Source organism: Nodularia spumigena CCY9414 (assembly GCF_000340565.2).
Taxonomy (GTDB): domain Bacteria; phylum Cyanobacteriota; class Cyanobacteriia; order Cyanobacteriales; family Nostocaceae; genus Nodularia; species Nodularia spumigena.
In genome coordinates, this window is the sequence record NZ_CP007203.1 from 4,499,115 (window position 1) to 4,517,034 (window position 17,920).

The window sequence follows — 17,920 nt, forward strand, 5'->3', positions numbered from 1 at the left end:
CACTGCACGCACGCTATGCGATCGCTCAAGCATTCAATTTAATTCATATTACAATTCACAAGACTGGGAAGCATTCTCTAAATCAAACTGCCCAAAACTAATTAATCCTAAATGCGCCGAATTTCGCATCAATTCTTTTGCCAATAGAAAGCCAGAAATTGTCCAGGTTTGATATCTTCTCGCTTCCTTACCAATTAACAGCCCCCGTGTACCATCGTAATATTCCGGCCAATTATCTTTACTCAGACGTGTTTCGGCAATTTCCAACGCGCGTTTAGCAATATCCGTTCTACCTGTTTTTTGAGCCGCAGCAATTAACGACCACAATAATACCGGCCAACTACCACCATTATGGTATGACCAAGGGACATTTCTGGGGTCACATCCCGTAAAAATTCTGTATTCATCCTTTTCTACAGCCGGGAAACAGATTTTCATCGGCATTTCTCCCACTAAATCATCCCATTGTTCTTCAATCAGATTCATAATCGCTTGGGATTGCTGTTCACTTGCTAAAGAGGAAATAATAGCCATCATATTTCCCAGTGCAAAGAAACGTGTATCTAGTTGCGAAGGACCGACATTACCTGCTAAGTAACCACCGTGTTTAGGCAACCAAATAGCTAATTTAGCATAGTGAATGGAATCAGGATAGATATTAAATTGATTGACTGCTGACTCTCCGTATTCTTCACCCTTAAAGCGATAAATTACATTCAATCGCTTCATATCAATCCAATAGTGATGACGAATATGATCTCTTAATAGAGGTAAGCGGTTATCAATCCCGACGACAATTTCTTCATCACCTGCACAAATCAGCAACTTCCGCGCCGAACGCAACGCAGAATAAAATAGCGCTTGAATTTCTAAAGGATAACCATAGATACCCATACGCCGATAAATCATACAAGCGCCATCTGGAACTAACAGCGTAGGGTACATATCAAATCGTGTCGCCAAGCAGAGTTCCATAATTAAGGTGATTCCTTGCTGAAATTCCGGCTGCAAGGCGAAACTTATATCTTTTGTAGCTTTGACATAAGCATATAGTATTATAATCCACCACAGACAAGAATCAACAGGTGTAACTCTGGCGATCGCGTGTTCACCAAAATCCGTTTCTAAATATTCTTCCCCATCTTTTAATACAACTTTAAAGCTAGCTGGTATCAAACCTTGCCCAGGTATATAAGCGTCAAACTTGTTTTTTTTCGGCTGTAACTTTAAAGTTTCTTCTAGAAAATTACGGACAATATCATATTTACCTTTGATCAGAAAAAGTAAAGCTGACGATGCAAAATCCCTAATAAAACAATGGTCATGGCTTAACACTTTTTGCGAAGGATCATAAGTGGCAATTGTACCTATAGGACGACCTTGGTAGTAAAGAATCGACTTTTCTAAGATTTCCCAGGCCTGTTTCTCTAAATCATCAACTATTACTACTTCCTCTCTGTCCATTACGAGAAACACTCCGTTGTGATGGGATTTTGGCAAGATAAAAACCAGAGTTCAACTCTTACTTTTCAATCCTTATTCATTAGGTAATATATGTATGGCAATCTACAGACATTTGCAAGTAAATGAAGTACACATTTTAATATCCTAATTCTTGTGGTTTAGGGCAAAGATGCCCGCCCTGCGTACCTACTTAAATGAGATATGCTGTAGTTTTTTGCTACAGTAAAATAGGGCGATATTCCACCGTCCATACTCTCAGGATAATCCAAGTTTGTCATTTACCTTATTGTTACATAGGCTCTGATTTTAAAGTGATCACATAGAGCAATTTAGAAAATAACAAAAGCCCCAGAGAACTACAAAGGGGCTTTCAAAATAATGTTTAATTTGGACAGTTTGCACACTTGCTCTAAAGTATTACTGCAATTAATTTCACCATAGCAGCGATCATGAACCTAATGATATCTACTATCGAGGTAAGTAAGGTTCTACACTGCCAACTTCAAACTCACAGGCGCGGGAAACTGCTTCAGGAGCTAATTCCTCAAAACTCACTAACGATAAATAATTGGGATTATCCATCAGTTCTTTTGCCAACAAGAAACCAGCAATTGTCCAAGTTTGATATTTCCTGGCTTGTTTGCCAATTAATCGCCCTTTCTTACCATCATAATATTCAGGCCATTCATCTTCACTCAGCCTTGCTTTGGCAATTTCAATAGTCCTTCTAGCTAAACCAGTTCTGTTAGTTTTTACAGATGCGGCGGCAAACATCCACATTAATACCGGCCAACTTCCAGCATTATGATATGACCAAGGAATATTTTTAGGGTCACATCCGGTAACAATTCTGTATTCTTCACTTTCTAAAGCTGGAAAACAGATTTTCATTGGCATATCTCCCACCAAATCGTCCCATCGTTCCTCAATCAAATTCATAATAGCTTGTGACTGGTCTTCGGTGGCTAAATCGGAAATAATCGCCATCAAGTTACCCAGTGCAAAGAAACGCGTATCTAACTGCGATGGACCAACATTACCAGCTAAATAACCACCTTTTCTGGGTAGCCATTTGTCTAATTCGTAATAGGGAAGAGAGTCTACATAGATATTAAATAGATTCACTGCACCTTTGCCATATTCTTCACTTCTGAAGCGATAAATTGCATTGAGGCGATTAATATCTATCCAATAATGTTGGCGAATGTGAGCGCATAAAAGCGGTAAGCGGTTATCAATTGCGGCGACTATATCCTGATTACCTTTACATTCTTGATTACCTTTACAAACTAGCATCTCACGCGCCCCACGCAAAGCCGCATAAAATAACACCTGAAGTTCTAGCGGATGACCATAAATACCCATCCGACGGTCAATCATACAAGCACCATCGGGAACCAACAGCGTCGGGTACATATCAAAGCGATTAGCCAAGCAGATTTCGATAATTAAGCGGATACCGTTTTGGAAATCAGGTTGATAGGCGATGGAATAATCCTTGGTGGCGACTACATAAGCACGCAACAAAATAATCCACCATAGACAAGAATCTACTGGGGTAACTCTGGCGATCGCGTGTTCCCCAAAATCAGCTTCTAAATGCTCCTCTCCATTTTCTACCACAACTTTAAAGCTAGCCGGAATTAACCCACGCCCAGGCTTATAAGCATCTAATTCCCTTTCTTTAGGCTGTAACTTCAAAGTTTCTTCTAGGAAATTGCGAACAATCTCTGTTCTACCTTTAATCAGAAAAATTAACGCTGAAGAAACAAAATCCCGGACAAAGCACTGGTCATAATTAAGTGCTTCTACAGATGCATCATAGGCGGCTACAGTCCCAATGGGGCGACCTTGATAATAGAGAATTGACTTCTCTAACGCTCGCCATGCTTCTTCTTCTATATTTTCATCTGTTAGGACTTCATTTATTGGCATCGCTAGGTAACTCCATTGAGGGGGTGATTTTTTAGTAGATGCGCCTTGATTGATTATTTATGCTATTTTAAGCATAACAAAGACCATGTTTTGAATAGCAAATTGCTGTAAAAAAAATAACTTATAAATAATAACTTAAGCTACTGAATACTAGGCAACTTAATCTATAATTAGTTAGTTTTTAACAGTGAACAGTGAACAGTTATCAGTGAACAGTTATCACTTAAATACCTGTGTCTAAGTCCCCCAGTAATTGGTGGCGGGTCTATATCCACCAGCATACGTCTGATAACTGATGACTGATAACTGAATTAACTATTTTTAGTATATTTACTTAATCAGAATTTAGTTTTGAGGCGGTAAATTAGATTATTCCCCTATAACTTCATAATTTATAATGTTTTCTCAGAATATGCAATATAAAAGCTGAACAATTTTAGATGTCAATACTTCTCAGGAGGTGCATATTTTACCTAAATTACCAATAATCAGGTGAATTTTTGAAAGTACAGTCAAAAAATGTATATGGCATATAACTTAAGGTAGATGCAGGTTTTCCGCGAGACACCAAAAGATTACTACACCAATATAAAGTAATTATTGAGGCAATCACAAAACTTTAATAAATAGAATTAAAAAATTGAGTATTTTGTCACAATTTAAAATGAATTTGAGTGATATCGACAAGACCCTAGGTAAATCATAAATCAACTCGTTATTTATCAATTTTTCGTTAATAACGAACCACACCAGGCGCAGAGTACACAGAGAAAGAGAGGGTAATTATCAGATACAGTTAGTTGATGGTTGAAAAATATTAATTTCTCCCCTCTCCTTACTTTCGTGTAGCGTCTCCCTTTGGGAGAAGGAGAGGGGTTGGGGGTGAGGTTCTGTATTTTATATTGATGATATGCTTGATTAATTGCTTGCATTGACCCTTCGGCACTGACAGAACTGTTAATATCAGGAAAATATTAATTTCTCCCCTCTCCTTAGTAAGGAGAGGGGTTGGGGGTGAGGTTCTGTATTTTATATTGCTGATATGCGCGATTAATTGCTTGCATTGAGGCTTTATTACTGGCAGTACGGTTAACATCAGGATGATACAATCTGGCTAATCGAAGATAAGCAGACCTCACATTTTCAGAATTAGCGTCTTCATCAACACCCAAAACTTCCCACCATTTCCCAGACAAGAAATCAGGTTGTTTTTCATCACTTTGTACTTGTCGCCAAATTTTAATTGCACCAGTTCTAGCACTACTTAATAGAGTTTTACCATCTGGACTAAAAGCTACGGGACTAAACCCAGTCAAAGTTTGAATTACTTCACCAGTTTGTAAATTCCAAAGTTTGATTACACCGTCGCTACTGCTACTGGCGAGGGTTTTTCCGTCGGGATGAATAGCTAGAGAGAGAACCGCCCTTGTGTGTCCAGTCAAAGTACAGCTTAATTCCCCAGTGTGCAGATTCCACAGCTTAATAGTGCTGTCTTTACTTCCACTAATAAGCGTTTCACCGTCAGGACTAATAATAACTGTCTTCGCTGCTGAATCTTGAGTTAAAATACAGCGTTCTCTCCCTGTTTCTAAATCCCAAATTCTAATGGTTTTATCTTTACTACTACTAACTAAAATCTGACAGTTGGGACTCATAGCTACAGCATACACTGTATCAGTATGCCCATTCAAAGTAAGTTTGTGCTTTCTTGTATAACCTCCCCAAATTCTAATAGTTTTATCTGTACTAGCACTAGCAATTATTCTGCCATCTAAACTATAGGTAAGTGAGGTAACAAAGCCATTATGACTATAGGGAGAATTTAAATAAGAGAATGTCCGAAGATATTCTTTTGTATCTAATTGCCAACTGCTGATTTTCCGGTCTACACAACCGCTAATAATTTGCTTACCATTAGGACTGATAGCCACAGATAACACTGCTTCTGCTTGTCCATAAAAAGTATATAAACATTTGCCAGTGTTTAAATCCCACAAACAGACTGTCTTATCATTACTCCCACTAATGAAAGTTTGACCATCAGGAGAAATAGCTAAAGCATTCACTGCTGCTGAGTGACCTTTAAGAGTTTGTACACATCTCCAAGTTTCCGGGTTTTTGGTTGTTTGCAGTATGATTTTAGGTTCAATTTTAGGAGGTTGAGATTGAGGAGGAACAACTGGCTTTTTTACTTTCGCTTTGAGTGCTTTTAACTCATCCTCAATTTCCCAAGCTGCAAATTTTTGATGCAGATCATCACCACATAAAAATAAATCTAACTCAATCAGTGCTGCGGAATAGTAGTCCATTTGTAAGACTTTTTCTTCCATCCTTCCAAAAACCTCAAAAGGAGTTTCCTTAACTTGAGATTCGTCTAATATTTTAGCAATACCATAAGCCGCGAGTCCCACCACTGCACCAATTCCCGCCATTGGAACTACACCAATACCAAATGCTAACCCGATTTTTGGTGCAACGAATCCCATCCCACCGACAACGCTAGCCACCCCAACACCACCAACTGCACCAATTCCCATTGCACCGTATGCGGCTGTATCCCCCTCTGTGATGCCTTGGAATGCACCATAAACAGCCGCACCAGCCACAGCGCCAGCCGCAACTACGGGAGTTACCCCAATTCCTACACCGCCAAAGCCGCCGACAATTCCGATTCCGCCAACTGTGGAGGATATACCTGCACCTGCGATACTTCCGCCGACGATAAATGCTGCACCTGTTTGGGAAGTTGATTTCATGTTGATTTAAGGACTTGTAGAATAGGAAGTAATTTGAGTAAATTGGTTTTGAGAATTTAATTTTAAATGAGTTTCTTCTAAATAATAAGTATCATCTCCTTGATAAAAAAGTTGACTATACAATTTTATTTGGTCTTAGGTTTTTTCGGTTTTTTTATAATCTTATCCAGAAGTAAATTATTAGACTTGTTTGTGCTGTTGTTATCAGTATTGAATGAACTTTCGCTTCCTGTAAAGGTTCCCTGATGGTAGACGTGTAGAATTGCTCTGAAATTTTGTGTAAAATACAGCATTCCGCTATTTTAAATTTTGAGATCACAAATTGCGCTTAATATGACTTCAGTTTCTCCTCACAAAAAAGCCAAAGCCCTCAAATCTACTAGTCGCCGCCCGGCGAAAGAACTCTGTAGCGAGTGCGGACTGTGTGATACATACTATATTCATTATGTCAAGGAAGCCTGCGCTTTTATTAATCAGCAGATAGGGGGACTTGAAGAACAAACCCACAAGCGATCGCGTGACCTAGATAATGAAAATGAACTATACTTTGGTGTTCATCAAGACATGATCGCCGCCCGCAAACAGCAGCCCATAGAAGGCGCACAATGGACAGGTATTGTCAGTACCATTGCCATTGAAATGCTGAATCGCGGCTTAGTTGAAGGTGTTGTCTGTGTCCAAAACACCAAAGAAGACCGCTTTCAACCCATGCCAGTTATCGCCCGTACCCCAGAAGAAATACTGGCAGCTAGAGTAAATAAACCAACATTATCGCCCAACCTTTCTGTTTTAGAACAAATAGAAAAATCGGGGATGACACGGTTATTAGTCATTGGTGTAGGTTGCCAAATTCAAGCCCTGAGAGCCGTAGAAAAAGAACTAGGCTTAGAAAAACTCTATGTGTTGGGTACACCCTGTGTAGATAACGTTACCCGCGCCGGACTGCAAACATTCTTAGAAACCACTAGCCGTTCACCTGATACAGTGGTGCATTATGAATTTATGCAAGACTTCCGAGTTCACTTCAAACATGAGGATGGTTCCAGCGAAACCGTGCCATTCTTTGGTTTGAAGACTAATAAACTCAAAGATGTGTTTGCACCTTCCTGTATGACTTGCTTTGATTATGTTAATTCCCTAGCTGATTTAGTTGTGGGTTATATGGGCGCACCCTTCGGCTGGCAGTGGATTGTAGTCAGAAATGATACAGGAAAAGAAATGCTGGATTTGGTGCAAGACCAGTTAGACACTCAGCCGGTGATGTCTCAGGGGAACAGGAAAGAGGCTGTGCAACAGAGTATTCCTGCTTACGATAAGGGCGTGACTCTGCCGATGTGGGCGGCGAAATTGATGGGTGTGGTGATTGAAAAAATTGGACCGAAGGGTTTAGAGTATGCGCGGTTTTCCATTGATTCCCATTTTACGCGGAATTATTTGTATGTGAAGCGCAATTATCCTGAGAAGTTGGCGGCTCATGTGCCGGAGTTTGCTAAGAGGATTGTGGGGGGGTATAAGTTACCCGAGTAAGATGTCACGCAGAGGCGCAGAGGCGCAGAGAGGAGGAGGTTTTTTAGAGGTTATTAACTACTCGTGAAATTCCTTCTTTGATGAGTGAGACGTTGAAGTTGATTAGCAATCCCACTCGTTTATCAGCAAGTCGGAGATAGGTTAGTAGCTGTTTGTGGTGTACTGGATGAACGGTTTCTACGGATTTGAGTTCAACAATTACTTTATCTTCGACAATTAAATCAGCCCGAAAACCTTCATCCAAGCGTATACCCTCATACATGACTGGAATCAATACCTGTCTCCTCACTTGTAACTTGCGCCTCCGTAACTCCAAATCTAAAACTGTCTCATAAACAGATTCCAACAACCCAGGCCCCAAACTCACATGAACCCTGTAAGCAGCATCCACAATCTCCCCCGTAATCTCATTCTCAATCATTCCTCTCCGCGCCTCTGCGTCTCTGCGTGAGACAATCTTAACTCATACCCACAGCATCCATCGCCGCTTCTAATGCGATCGCCACATGAGTCCAATGAGTCCCCCCCTGACAATAAACCACATAAGGCTCTCTTAAAGGTCCATCCGCCGAAAACTCCAAAGTACTCCCCTCAATAAACGTCCCCCCAGCCATCACTACCTGGCTCTCATACCCCGGTATCTCATCGGGAATAGGTTCCAGATAAGAACCAACTGGTGAATGCTGCTGAATCGCCTTACAGAAAGCAATTAACTTGGCCGCAGAACCCAATTTAATCGCTTGAATCACATCTCCACGAGGCGCGAGGGGTGCGGGATTTACGGGATAACCCAATTTATCAAATACATAACCAGTTAAGTGAGTCCCTTTCATCGCCTCCCCGACCATCTGGGGAGCTAAAAATAAGCCTTGGAAGAGCAGCCGATTTTGGTCAAAGGTCGCACCACCATAACTACCAATACCAGGAGCAGTTAAACGACAAGCTGCGGCTTCTACTAAGTCAGCCCGACCAGCTATATAACCGCCTGCGGTGACAATCGTTCCCCCAGGATTTTTAATTAATGACCCCGCCATTAAATCCACACCCACATCTGTGGGTTCTCTGGTTTCAATAAATTCACCGTAACAGTTATCGACAAAGCAGACAGTGTTCGGGTTTTGCTGTTTAACTAAATGAACGATTTTTTCTATATCCGCTATTGATAAACTCGGCCGCCACGAATAACCACAAGAGCGTTGGATTAATACTAAACGGGTATGGTCAGCTACGCTATGACTTAAGGTTTCCCAATCTATAGTTCCTTCGGCGGTTAGCTCCAATTGGCGGTAATTTATGCCAAACTCAATAAGGGAGCCTTGGCCTTTACCCCGTAAACCAATGACTTCTTCGAGCGTATCGTAGGGAGAACCGACCACTGCTAACATCTCATCTCCAGGACGGAGAACACCAAATAAGCCGCACGCGATCGCATGAGTTCCAGAAACGAACTGCACCCGCACGGCCGCAGCTTCAGCGCCCATAACTTCGGCAAAAACTTTATCTAAAGTTTCTCGTCCTAAATCATCGTGACCATAGCCACTAACACCCGCAAAATGGTGTGCGCCTACACGGTGATTACGAAAGGCATCTAGGACTCGTTTGAGATTATGCTTGACCTGAGCGTCAATTCCAGAAAAAATCTCTATTAGTGCCTGTTCTGCTTGCCGCATCTGTTCTAAGCTGTTCATTAGTTCCTCTTTTAGAAAAAATTATAGATATGCGGATTTTCAAACCCCGCAGATTAGGTTAGACAATTTCAATCGGGTTATTGCATGACAATTGCTACTTCAACGAAACTTCAAATTAACTGGGTAAATACCCTGTTTTTCCTAGCCTTGCACATCGGCGCTTTGTTCGCTTTTCTTCCCAGTAACTTTAGCTGGAATGCCGTTGGTGTAGCTTTATTGCTTTACTGGATTACAGGTGGACTGGGGATTACTCTCGGATTTCACCGTCTAGTTACTCACCGCAGTTTTCAAACTCCCAAATGGCTGGAATATTTCTTGGTCTTTTGCGGGACTTTGGCCTGTCAAGGTGGACCAATTGAGTGGATCGGGACACATCGCATTCATCACGTACATTCTGATACTGACCCAGATCCCCACGATTCCAATAAAGGCTTCTGGTGGAGTCATATCGGTTGGTTAATTTATCACTCTCCCTCTCACGCTGATGTTCCTCGTTTTACCAAGGATATTGCCGAAGACCCAGTTTATCAGTTTTTACAAAAATATTTCATTTTGGTTCAGGTAGCACTGGGTTTATTACTCATGTATCTGGGTGGCTGGTCTTTTGTGGTTTGGGGCGTGTTTGCTCGCATTGTGTGGGTTTACCATTGCACCTGGCTGGTGAACAGCGCTACTCACAAATTCGGTTATCGCAGTTATGATTCAGGCGATCGCTCCACAAACTGCTGGTGGGTCGCTGTGCTAGTATTCGGCGAAGGCTGGCATAATAACCACCATGCTTTTCAATACTCAGCTCGTCACGGGCTGGAATGGTGGGAAATCGATTTAACTTGGATGACAGTTCAATTACTGCAATCACTTGGTCTGGCGACTAATGTCAAGTTAGCTGCCAAAAAGCAGTAATTTCCAGGTTATTGGTTAATAGTGGATAAATACAGAATTTATTCACTATTGGCTAAAAAGGAATTTTTCCGAGGAACTAATAACCATTCACTATTTCAGAAAATTATCAACTACAGCTATTTAATAGTGCGCTTGTGTAGCTGAGGTTGTTATAATCTGAGACGCTAATGTTAAGAAACTTTGCGCCTAGCCACTTTTTTGGTGACTTGGCTGTGAAGCATACTGTTTTCCAGGTGTTCATGACTACATCAATAATCAACAGCCAGAAATTAGGTGAAGACCTTGGCGAACCCAACTTAAAGCTCAAAGATATTATCAAAACTTTGCCACGAGAATGTTTTGAAAAAAACAGTCGCAAAGCTTGGACACAAGCCATGCTCAGTGTCTTGATGGTCGCCTTGGGCTACTGTTTTCTGGCTATCAGTCCGTGGTTTCTCTTACCTGTAGCTTGGATTTTTACAGGGACTGCTTTAACAGGTTTTTTTGTAATTGGCCATGATTGTGGTCACAGGTCTTTTGCCAAACGTCGTTGGGTAAATGATTTAGTGGGACACATATTCATGGCTCCCTTAATTTATCCCTTCCACAGTTGGCGGATTAAGCATAATTATCACCATGCTCATACCAACAAACTGGATGAGGATAATGCTTGGCATCCCATTAGAACACACGTATTTGCCAATTGGACACCTTTTAGGCAGTTTGCCTTTGAAGGCTTCATGCGTAAGCGTCTGTGGTGGGTAGGTTCCATCGGACATTGGGCGTTGGTGCATTTTGATGCGCGGAACTTCAAAACCAAAGACCAATCCAGTGTTAAGCTGTCTGTGGCTGTAGTCGTGATATTTGCGGCGATCGCATTTCCTCTCCTAATTGCGACAACAGGTATTTGGGGATTTGTCAAGTTTTGGCTCTTACCCTGGATGGTATACCATTTTTGGATGAGTACCTTCACCATCGTTCACCACACTGCATCAGATGTTCCTTTTAACACAGCAAACAAGTGGAACGAGGCTTTGGCACAGCTATCAGGTACGATTCATTGTGATTATCCTCGTTGGGTTGAAATTTTCTGCCACGATATCAATGTCCACGTTCCTCATCATCTTTCCACTGCCATTCCTTCCTATAATTTGCGGCTAGCTTACAGCAGCATCAAAGAAAATTGGCAGCCTTATCTCCATGATGAATGTGAGTTCTCTTGGTCTTTAATGAAGCAAATCACAAACCAATGTCAACTGTATAAAACTGATATTGGCTATGAGACTTTCGACGAATATTACGCAGGAAAATAAATAGCAACCAACTTGTATTATTGTTGTTGCAATAGTTTTTAGTATCCTGTAAATTAAATAGATTCTGGTAATTCTTGATCTACTTACTATTCTTAGGTGAATTACCAGAGATTATCTTCTTGCGTATTAGTCCAAGCTGATACTAGAGATATGTCAAAAAAATCCGATTTATATTTCACCAAAGAATCAAGTGCAATCAAATACCGTCGCTTTCAATAATCCTGATGACTGTGAACCGTCTGAGGATATAACCAAACTCCCCTTTACTCTTCAGGATTTGAAAGCAGCAATACCTGCTGAATGCTTTCAGCCCAGTGTAACAAAATCCCTATTTTATTTCTTTCGTGACATCTTGATTATTGGACTGCTTTATGCAGTGGCTAATTACCTAGATTCTTGGTATTTTTGGCCGGTTTTCTGGGTCATGCAAGGAACAATGTTTTGGGCTTTGTTTGTAGTTGGACATGACTGTGGACACCAATCTTTTTCTAAGCACAAATGGCTGAATGATTTGATTGGACATTTATCTCACACGCCGATATTAGTTCCTTATCACGGTTGGAGAATTAGCCACAGAACTCACCACAAAAATACTGGCAACATTGATAACGATGAAAGCTGGTATCCTGTGTCAGAATCGCAGTATAAGGAAATGCCATTAGTCCAAAAGTTAGGCAGATATTATGTTTTTCTTTTGGCTTATCCGGTGTATTTATTTAAGCGTTCCCCAGGGAAGGAAGGCTCTCACTTTTCACCCAGTAGCCCACTTTTTAAGCCTTCCGAAAAATGGGATATTATCACTAGCACTGCACTTTGGATTGGTATGGTGGCTTTACTAGGCTTCTTTACCTTTCAATGGGGTTGGATGTGGTTACTAAAATACTACGCTATGCCTTACATTGTGTTTGTGATTTGGCTAGATTTGGTGACTTTTTTGCATCATACAGAGTCAGATATTCCTTGGTATCGTGGAGAAGATTGGACTTTCCTTAAAGGTGCGATTTCTAGTATTGATAGAGACTATGGTTTTATCAATCATATCCATCATGATATCGGTACTCATGTTGCTCATCATATCTTTCTGAATATGCCTCACTACAATTTGCTGAAGGCGACTGAGGCGATTAAACCAATTATGGGTGAATATTTCCACGAGTCTAAAGAGCCAATTTGGAAGTCTGTATGGCGTTCAGCTCTTAGCTGTCATTTTGTCCCGGATACAGGTAGTAAGGTTTACTACACCTCTAATCATCAGAAGTAGGCGAGGATGATTCTTAGCTATATACACAAAGTCCGCAGGCGCGGACTTTTTTTATCGGGCTACGCCTCGCTGACGCTAACACGCAAAGGCGCACCAGCGAAGCGTATCGCTAAAGCGAAAGCTCCGCTAACGCGGAGCGTGCCGTAGGCTCTAGCACGAAGTGCGTTAGGCGCAAAGAAGAGAGGTGAGGAGAATTAAGACAAGTTTCTTAATTGAATATTAAGGTTTTGATTAATGTCTATTATTCTGTAAAAATTGATTCTGGTAGTTTTTATCTACTAAGCTTTTGATGTGAATTACTAGAGTGTATATTCTGGTGTATTTTTCAAAGTTGACACTAGAAATATACGAAAAAGTCCGATTTTTATCCCACAAATGAATCCAGTGCAATCAAATAAATGACGCAAACACAACCAAAAGTAACTTTTACCAAAAATTACGGTTTTAGAAAGGAATTAAATAAGCGAGTTGATGCTTATTTTGAGTCGCAGAATATCTCTACTAGAGATAATGCGGCGATGTACATGAAGACAACAGTTATTTTGTCATGGGTCGTCGCTACTTGGACTTTTACTCTCTTCGGTCCGCCTGAAATATGGCTCAAAGTAATTGGCTGTATTGCTTTAGGATTCGGTATTGCTGGTATTGGTTTTAGTGTGGGACACGATGCAAATCATGGTGGTTATTCTCGCCACAAAATGGTCAATAATATCTTTGGTTACACCTTCGATATAATTGGTTTGTCTAGTTTTTTGTGGAAATTTAGACATAATTTTCTACACCACAAATACACTAATATATTAGGGCATGATGTCGAAATACATGGTGATGGCTTAGTGCGAATGACTCCTTATATGGAGCATAAATGGTATCACTCATTCCAACACGTATTTATTTGGTTTATATATCCCATCATCCCTTTGTATTGGTCTTTTGCTGATGTTTATTTAGTTATGTTTAAACGTAAATATCATACTTATGATATTCCTAAACTTAAACCACTAGACCTGTTGGTTTTCTTCAGTGGAAAATTGATGTGGCTGGGACTTTTCTTGGGAATACCAATTGCTGTCGGATATTCACCTATTCAAGCAGTTGTGGGTTTTGTGATTACTTACATGACCTATGGCTTAATGATTTGTATAATTTTCATGATGGCTCATGTTTTGGAAGCAGCCGAGTTTATTGAACCAAATTCAGATTTGCAGCAAGTTAATGATGAATGGGCAATATTTCAAATCAAAACAACTGTAGATTTTGCTCCCAAAAATCAGTTTTTAAACTGGTATCTTGGTGGTCTTAACTATCAAGTTGTGCATCATTTATTTCCAAATATTTGTCATATACATTATCCCCAACTAGCTAAAATATTAGCTGATGTCTGCGAAGATTTTGGCGTGAAGTACAATGTTTGTGAAACTTTCACTGAAGCATTAGCTTCTAATTATCGTTGGCTAAAGCTCATGGGAAGCGCACCAAATCTAGAGTAATAGCAATTCTATCTGATTTGTAAAATAGGTTCAGTTCCCGGAATTATGGAAAAATTCCGGGATATGTCTGTGATAAACTTGTTTAGAATTGTTCTATCAAGTTACACTTAAAGCACCTGTAATCCTAAAACCGTCCATTCCCTTGGACAATGTGCTTCGCAGTTGTTAATGTTTCTAAACTGATAAATCCTCGCCGATGTCCTTTTTGGTTAGACATACCGAGGAATACTGAATCTCCCCGTGAAGGGTTGCGAGAAAACCTGGGGGAAGTATTGATGTAGGTAGAGGCGCTGTTGACTCCTAAAGCAAACTGGCGACTTTCTTGATAAGATTCTGTTACAATGCAGTCAGCATGACCGCTACTATATTGATTAATCCAGGCGATCGCATCTTCTAAACTATCTACCAGTTTAAAGGCTACTGTCTTATTTAAATAAGCGCTGCCCCATTCTCCTGACTTGACTAGCGGTAAGTGGGGAAAAGCTTCTACTAGTTCTTCATCTCCTTTAACTTCAAAACCTTTTTCTTTTAAACTGTTCCACAGAACTGCTAAAGATGATGGTAAGGCTTGACGATGAATTAATACTTTTTCAATGGCGTTTACTTGGTCTGGTTCGCTTTCATGGCTATCCGTAATCATCCAGCGAATCATGTCTAAACTGCTATTAAGTGACCAATAGAGGTGACAGTTACCCATTGCTGATTTTAACACGGGGCAAGTTGATTGTCGCATCACCTGCTGGACTAAGCTAGAACGTCCATAGGGTAACACTAAATTCAGGTACTTGTCTTGGGTGACTAAATCCCGAATCGAACCACCGTGTTCGGCTTTAATCAGTTCTAAACAGCCTGGAGGTAAACCAACTTCTTCCAAGGCGCTTTGCAGGACATTAGCGATCGCCTCGTTGGAATGACTTGCTTCTGTACTACCTTTGAGTATAATACTATTGCCAGTCTTAATACATAAACCAGCTGCGATCGCCCCTAAATCAGGAAAAGCCTCATACACAAATGCAATCACACCCAAAGGCATTAACTGAGTGTAACTCTGGGAATCCTCTAATTGATAGTCAGCAGTCCTGACGCGCCGTAAAGGATCGGAGATTTCCCCCAACCTCTGAAGAACTTCTACTGCTGCTTCTAGCCTCGTAGGAGTCAGCTTCAGCCAATCTAAAATTAACTCTGGCACAGCCATTTCTTTGCTGGCTTCTAAATCCAAAGTGTTAGCTTCCAAAATGTCATCAAAGGAATTTAAGAGCGCCTGTGCCATTGCTAACACAGCGCGACTGCGGTCTACGCCCTTGGTAAACCCCAACTTGAGGGAGGCTTGATAAGCGCGTTGAGCGCTAGTAATTGGTTCGGGGAAATCATCCAAAACTTCAACGGTCATTGAATTAACGTCTGTAAGTAAGCCAGACCATCAGTGCAGGCAGAATAGCCAACAGTACCGCCACTATCGCCCATGCAATAATGCTAGAACCATTTGCCAATCGCAGTGCTAATGGTAACCATATAATCACTAGCACGAATATAATCCCTAGCGCTATAGGTAGATAGCTTTCTCCCAAACGAGTCGGCACAACACGCCAAATTTTTCCCGTCCAGTGCCAAGCTCGTTTGTAGGGATAGGTGGTTGAAAGCTGTTCTAGCACATGACCATTATCTTCTACTACAAAGATTTGTTGACAGCGATCGCAACCAAATGCTTCTGTGAGTGTAATCGGAACTAACTGTCCTTTGCGACGGCAGGGACAAGGATATTCCGTGTTAAAATCAATTTTTTTCGGGTTTTTGAGATGGCACAAGCGTTCTAATAACTTGAGCGTGTTTTTTATCTTCTGCGAGAACACCGTTCCTCAATACCTTGGGGTTTGGTTTCTCAGCATACAGCACTTTGCAAGTAAATGAAGTAGACACATTAGTATTATAAACCTTGCGGGTGGGGGCAAAGATGCCTGCCCTTGTGTACCTACTCAGATGAAATCTGCTGTAAATTTCCAGGAGATGCTAAATCATGATTTGCCTGTTCATACTACCGTTCAATTAGCTAAACCTAATCAAGTGTAGTACACCCACATAACACAAATTGGCTACACCCCAAAAGTTTTATTCAGGCTATATAATCCCAGAGGTTATATTAACCTAGATTTCAAACTTTTTTTAAAGCGGGTAACGCGATTCGAACGCGCGACATTCACCTTGGCAAGGTGACGCTCTACCACTGAGCTATACCCGCAGTTCCCATGTGAATTCTATCTTCTCAGATATATTTTGATTTGTCAACCCCTAAATTTAAACTTTCAAGTGCTGAATTTTTTAACTAGCTCCCCTCTCCTTAGTAAGGAGAGGGGTTGGGGGTGAGGTTGGCGCATTTGATAAAATTCGCATTCCTCAGCACACAGGAAACGCTTCAGCCTACTTCTTCTGACTCTGCGGCTAAATTGCCGACGTTTTGACCAGAAAAAGATGCTGGTAAAGACTGGCCGTTCCGGGGATATGACTCTGTGAGTTTAGAGCGCAATTGCCGCATCAGACTAGCCATTTCTAGGGCGTTCATGGCATAATCCCAGCCATGATTACCTTTAATCCCGGCTCGTTCTAAGGCTTGCTGCATAGTATCCACAGTCAAAATGCCAAAAATTACCGGCACACCAGTTTGAAAGCTAGCGGCGGCGATGCCCTTAGACACTTCCGCCGAGACATAATCAAAATGAGGCGTTTGTCCCCGAATCACTGCACCCAGACAAATTACCGCATCATAACGATGGGAAAGTGCTAGTTGGCGGGCGACTAGAGGCACTTCAAAACTTCCCGGAACCCAAACATAGTCCACCTGACTACCGTAGGGGTCTGGGTCTACACCGTGGCGTTTCAAGCAATCTTGACAACCCTCTAGCAGCTTCCCGGTAACCAGGTCATTGAATCGACCCACAACCACTGCTAAACGCAATGGTTCGGTTTGAGCAAAAGTTCCCTCAAAAACTGCCATGACTGCCTCTTAATCAACTATACTCTGACCAATATACATTTCTTCTGGAGATGCCAAAGAGCAGAAAAGCACATTTAGGTAAATAGAACAAGATCACCGGAAAATCTTGTTCTTGGCTCTTCTGCTCCTGTAGTTGCGATCTATTTTGGGGAAATAGCTATCAGCGATCGCTTAAACTACAAAAAAGTTTAATATACCGACTAAAAGCACCAAAGCAATCCAAACTCCAGAACCAAGCCAGAGCAGTTTTTTAGATTCCACCCAATTTTGTGGGGTAGCATAGACTACAGGAACGCCAACTACCAAAACAAAAGATGTGAGAACTAAAGATATCAAAGCGAATTGAAATATTATGGTCATTTTTCCTTCTCTCAAACTAGCGCAAATACTAAATCTAGAATATCCTAAAGGGCGACACCAACAGTTTGGCCTTATTTGTTAAGCTAGCAGAAATTGCGTCACTATAGTCACTCTTAAGTAACCACTGGTAACGAAATCTAGTTTGTACTCAGGACTTTAGTCCTGCTCATCCAGGCTCTGAGCGATTCTGCACTCCATAACAACTAGGATTTCCAACCAAGGACTAATGACCAATGACTAATGACCAATGACTAA

14 protein-coding genes and 1 tRNA gene are annotated in these 17,920 nt (G+C 41.1%); 5 read left to right on the top strand and 10 right to left on the bottom strand.

Annotated elements, in window-relative coordinates; genetic code table 11:
* Positions 1–48: 48 nt before the first annotated feature.
* From NSP_RS19680 to NSP_RS19690, 3 genes are all read right to left on the bottom strand, one after another.
* Positions 49–1,464 (bottom strand): glycoside hydrolase 100 family protein, encoded by a 1,416-nt coding sequence (locus NSP_RS19680; protein ID WP_006197662.1) that lies wholly within the window; start codon positions 1,462–1,464, stop codon positions 49–51.
* Between the two features lie 468 nt (positions 1,465–1,932).
* Complete coding sequence (locus NSP_RS19685) at positions 1,933–3,399, bottom strand: glycoside hydrolase 100 family protein (RefSeq protein ID WP_006197663.1); 1,467 nt, start codon at positions 3,397–3,399, stop codon at positions 1,933–1,935.
* A 992-nt stretch (positions 3,400–4,391) separates the two neighbouring features.
* Positions 4,392–6,155: a DnaJ domain-containing protein gene (locus tag NSP_RS19690; protein ID WP_006197664.1), complete on the bottom strand. Its 1,764-nt coding sequence runs from the start codon at positions 6,153–6,155 to the stop codon at positions 4,392–4,394.
* A 333-nt stretch (positions 6,156–6,488) separates the two neighbouring features.
* On the opposite strand from NSP_RS19690, the gene NSP_RS19695 reads away from it, so the two are divergent.
* Positions 6,489–7,682, top strand: coding sequence for a Coenzyme F420 hydrogenase/dehydrogenase, beta subunit C-terminal domain (locus NSP_RS19695; RefSeq protein ID WP_006197666.1), 1,194 nt, complete (start codon positions 6,489–6,491; stop codon positions 7,680–7,682).
* Between the two features lie 43 nt (positions 7,683–7,725).
* Here NSP_RS19695 and NSP_RS19700 read toward each other — a convergent pair whose 3' ends face one another.
* Both NSP_RS19700 and NSP_RS19705 read right to left on the bottom strand, forming a co-directional pair.
* On the bottom strand, positions 7,726–8,103 hold the full coding sequence (locus NSP_RS19700) for a GxxExxY protein (RefSeq protein ID WP_006197667.1): 378 nt from the start codon (positions 8,101–8,103) through the stop codon (positions 7,726–7,728).
* A 37-nt stretch (positions 8,104–8,140) separates the two neighbouring features.
* Entirely contained in the window at positions 8,141–9,370 is a 1,230-nt protein-coding gene (locus tag NSP_RS19705; protein WP_017804361.1) for a methionine gamma-lyase family protein, read from the bottom strand.
* A gap of 84 nt (positions 9,371–9,454) precedes the next feature.
* On the opposite strand from NSP_RS19705, the gene NSP_RS19710 reads away from it, so the two are divergent.
* From NSP_RS19710 to NSP_RS19725, 4 genes are all read left to right on the top strand, one after another.
* Positions 9,455–10,273, top strand: coding sequence for an acyl-CoA desaturase (locus NSP_RS19710; RefSeq protein WP_006199118.1), 819 nt, complete (start codon positions 9,455–9,457; stop codon positions 10,271–10,273).
* A gap of 239 nt (positions 10,274–10,512) precedes the next feature.
* Positions 10,513–11,565: a fatty acid desaturase gene (locus tag NSP_RS19715; protein WP_173403309.1), complete on the top strand. Its 1,053-nt coding sequence runs from the start codon at positions 10,513–10,515 to the stop codon at positions 11,563–11,565.
* Positions 11,566–11,755: 190 nt separating this feature from the next.
* Positions 11,756–12,826: a fatty acid desaturase gene (locus NSP_RS19720; RefSeq protein WP_006199120.1), complete on the top strand. Its 1,071-nt coding sequence runs from the start codon at positions 11,756–11,758 to the stop codon at positions 12,824–12,826.
* A gap of 398 nt (positions 12,827–13,224) precedes the next feature.
* A complete protein-coding gene (locus tag NSP_RS19725; protein ID WP_006199121.1) occupies positions 13,225–14,316 on the top strand; it encodes a fatty acid desaturase family protein in 1,092 nt (363 codons plus the stop codon).
* A 124-nt stretch (positions 14,317–14,440) separates the two neighbouring features.
* Here NSP_RS19725 and NSP_RS19730 read toward each other — a convergent pair whose 3' ends face one another.
* The 5 genes from NSP_RS19730 to psbZ all read right to left on the bottom strand — a co-directional run bounded on the left by NSP_RS19730 (position 14,441) and on the right by psbZ (position 17,665).
* Complete coding sequence (locus NSP_RS19730; RefSeq protein ID WP_006199122.1) at positions 14,441–15,706, bottom strand: glutamate-5-semialdehyde dehydrogenase; 1,266 nt, start codon at positions 15,704–15,706, stop codon at positions 14,441–14,443.
* A 4-nt stretch (positions 15,707–15,710) separates the two neighbouring features.
* Positions 15,711–16,121: a hypothetical protein gene (locus NSP_RS19735; protein ID WP_017804362.1), complete on the bottom strand. Its 411-nt coding sequence runs from the start codon at positions 16,119–16,121 to the stop codon at positions 15,711–15,713.
* A 359-nt stretch (positions 16,122–16,480) separates the two neighbouring features.
* Positions 16,481–16,552 (bottom strand) — tRNA-Gly (locus tag NSP_RS19740).
* 174 nt (positions 16,553–16,726) lie between these two features.
* On the bottom strand, positions 16,727–17,305 hold the full coding sequence (gene ribH, locus NSP_RS19745; RefSeq protein ID WP_006198369.1) for a 6,7-dimethyl-8-ribityllumazine synthase: 579 nt from the start codon (positions 17,303–17,305) through the stop codon (positions 16,727–16,729).
* Positions 17,306–17,476: 171 nt separating this feature from the next.
* Positions 17,477–17,665, bottom strand: coding sequence for a photosystem II reaction center protein PsbZ (psbZ, locus tag NSP_RS19750; RefSeq protein WP_006198368.1), 189 nt, complete (start codon positions 17,663–17,665; stop codon positions 17,477–17,479).
* Between the last annotated feature and the right edge of the window lie 255 nt (positions 17,666–17,920).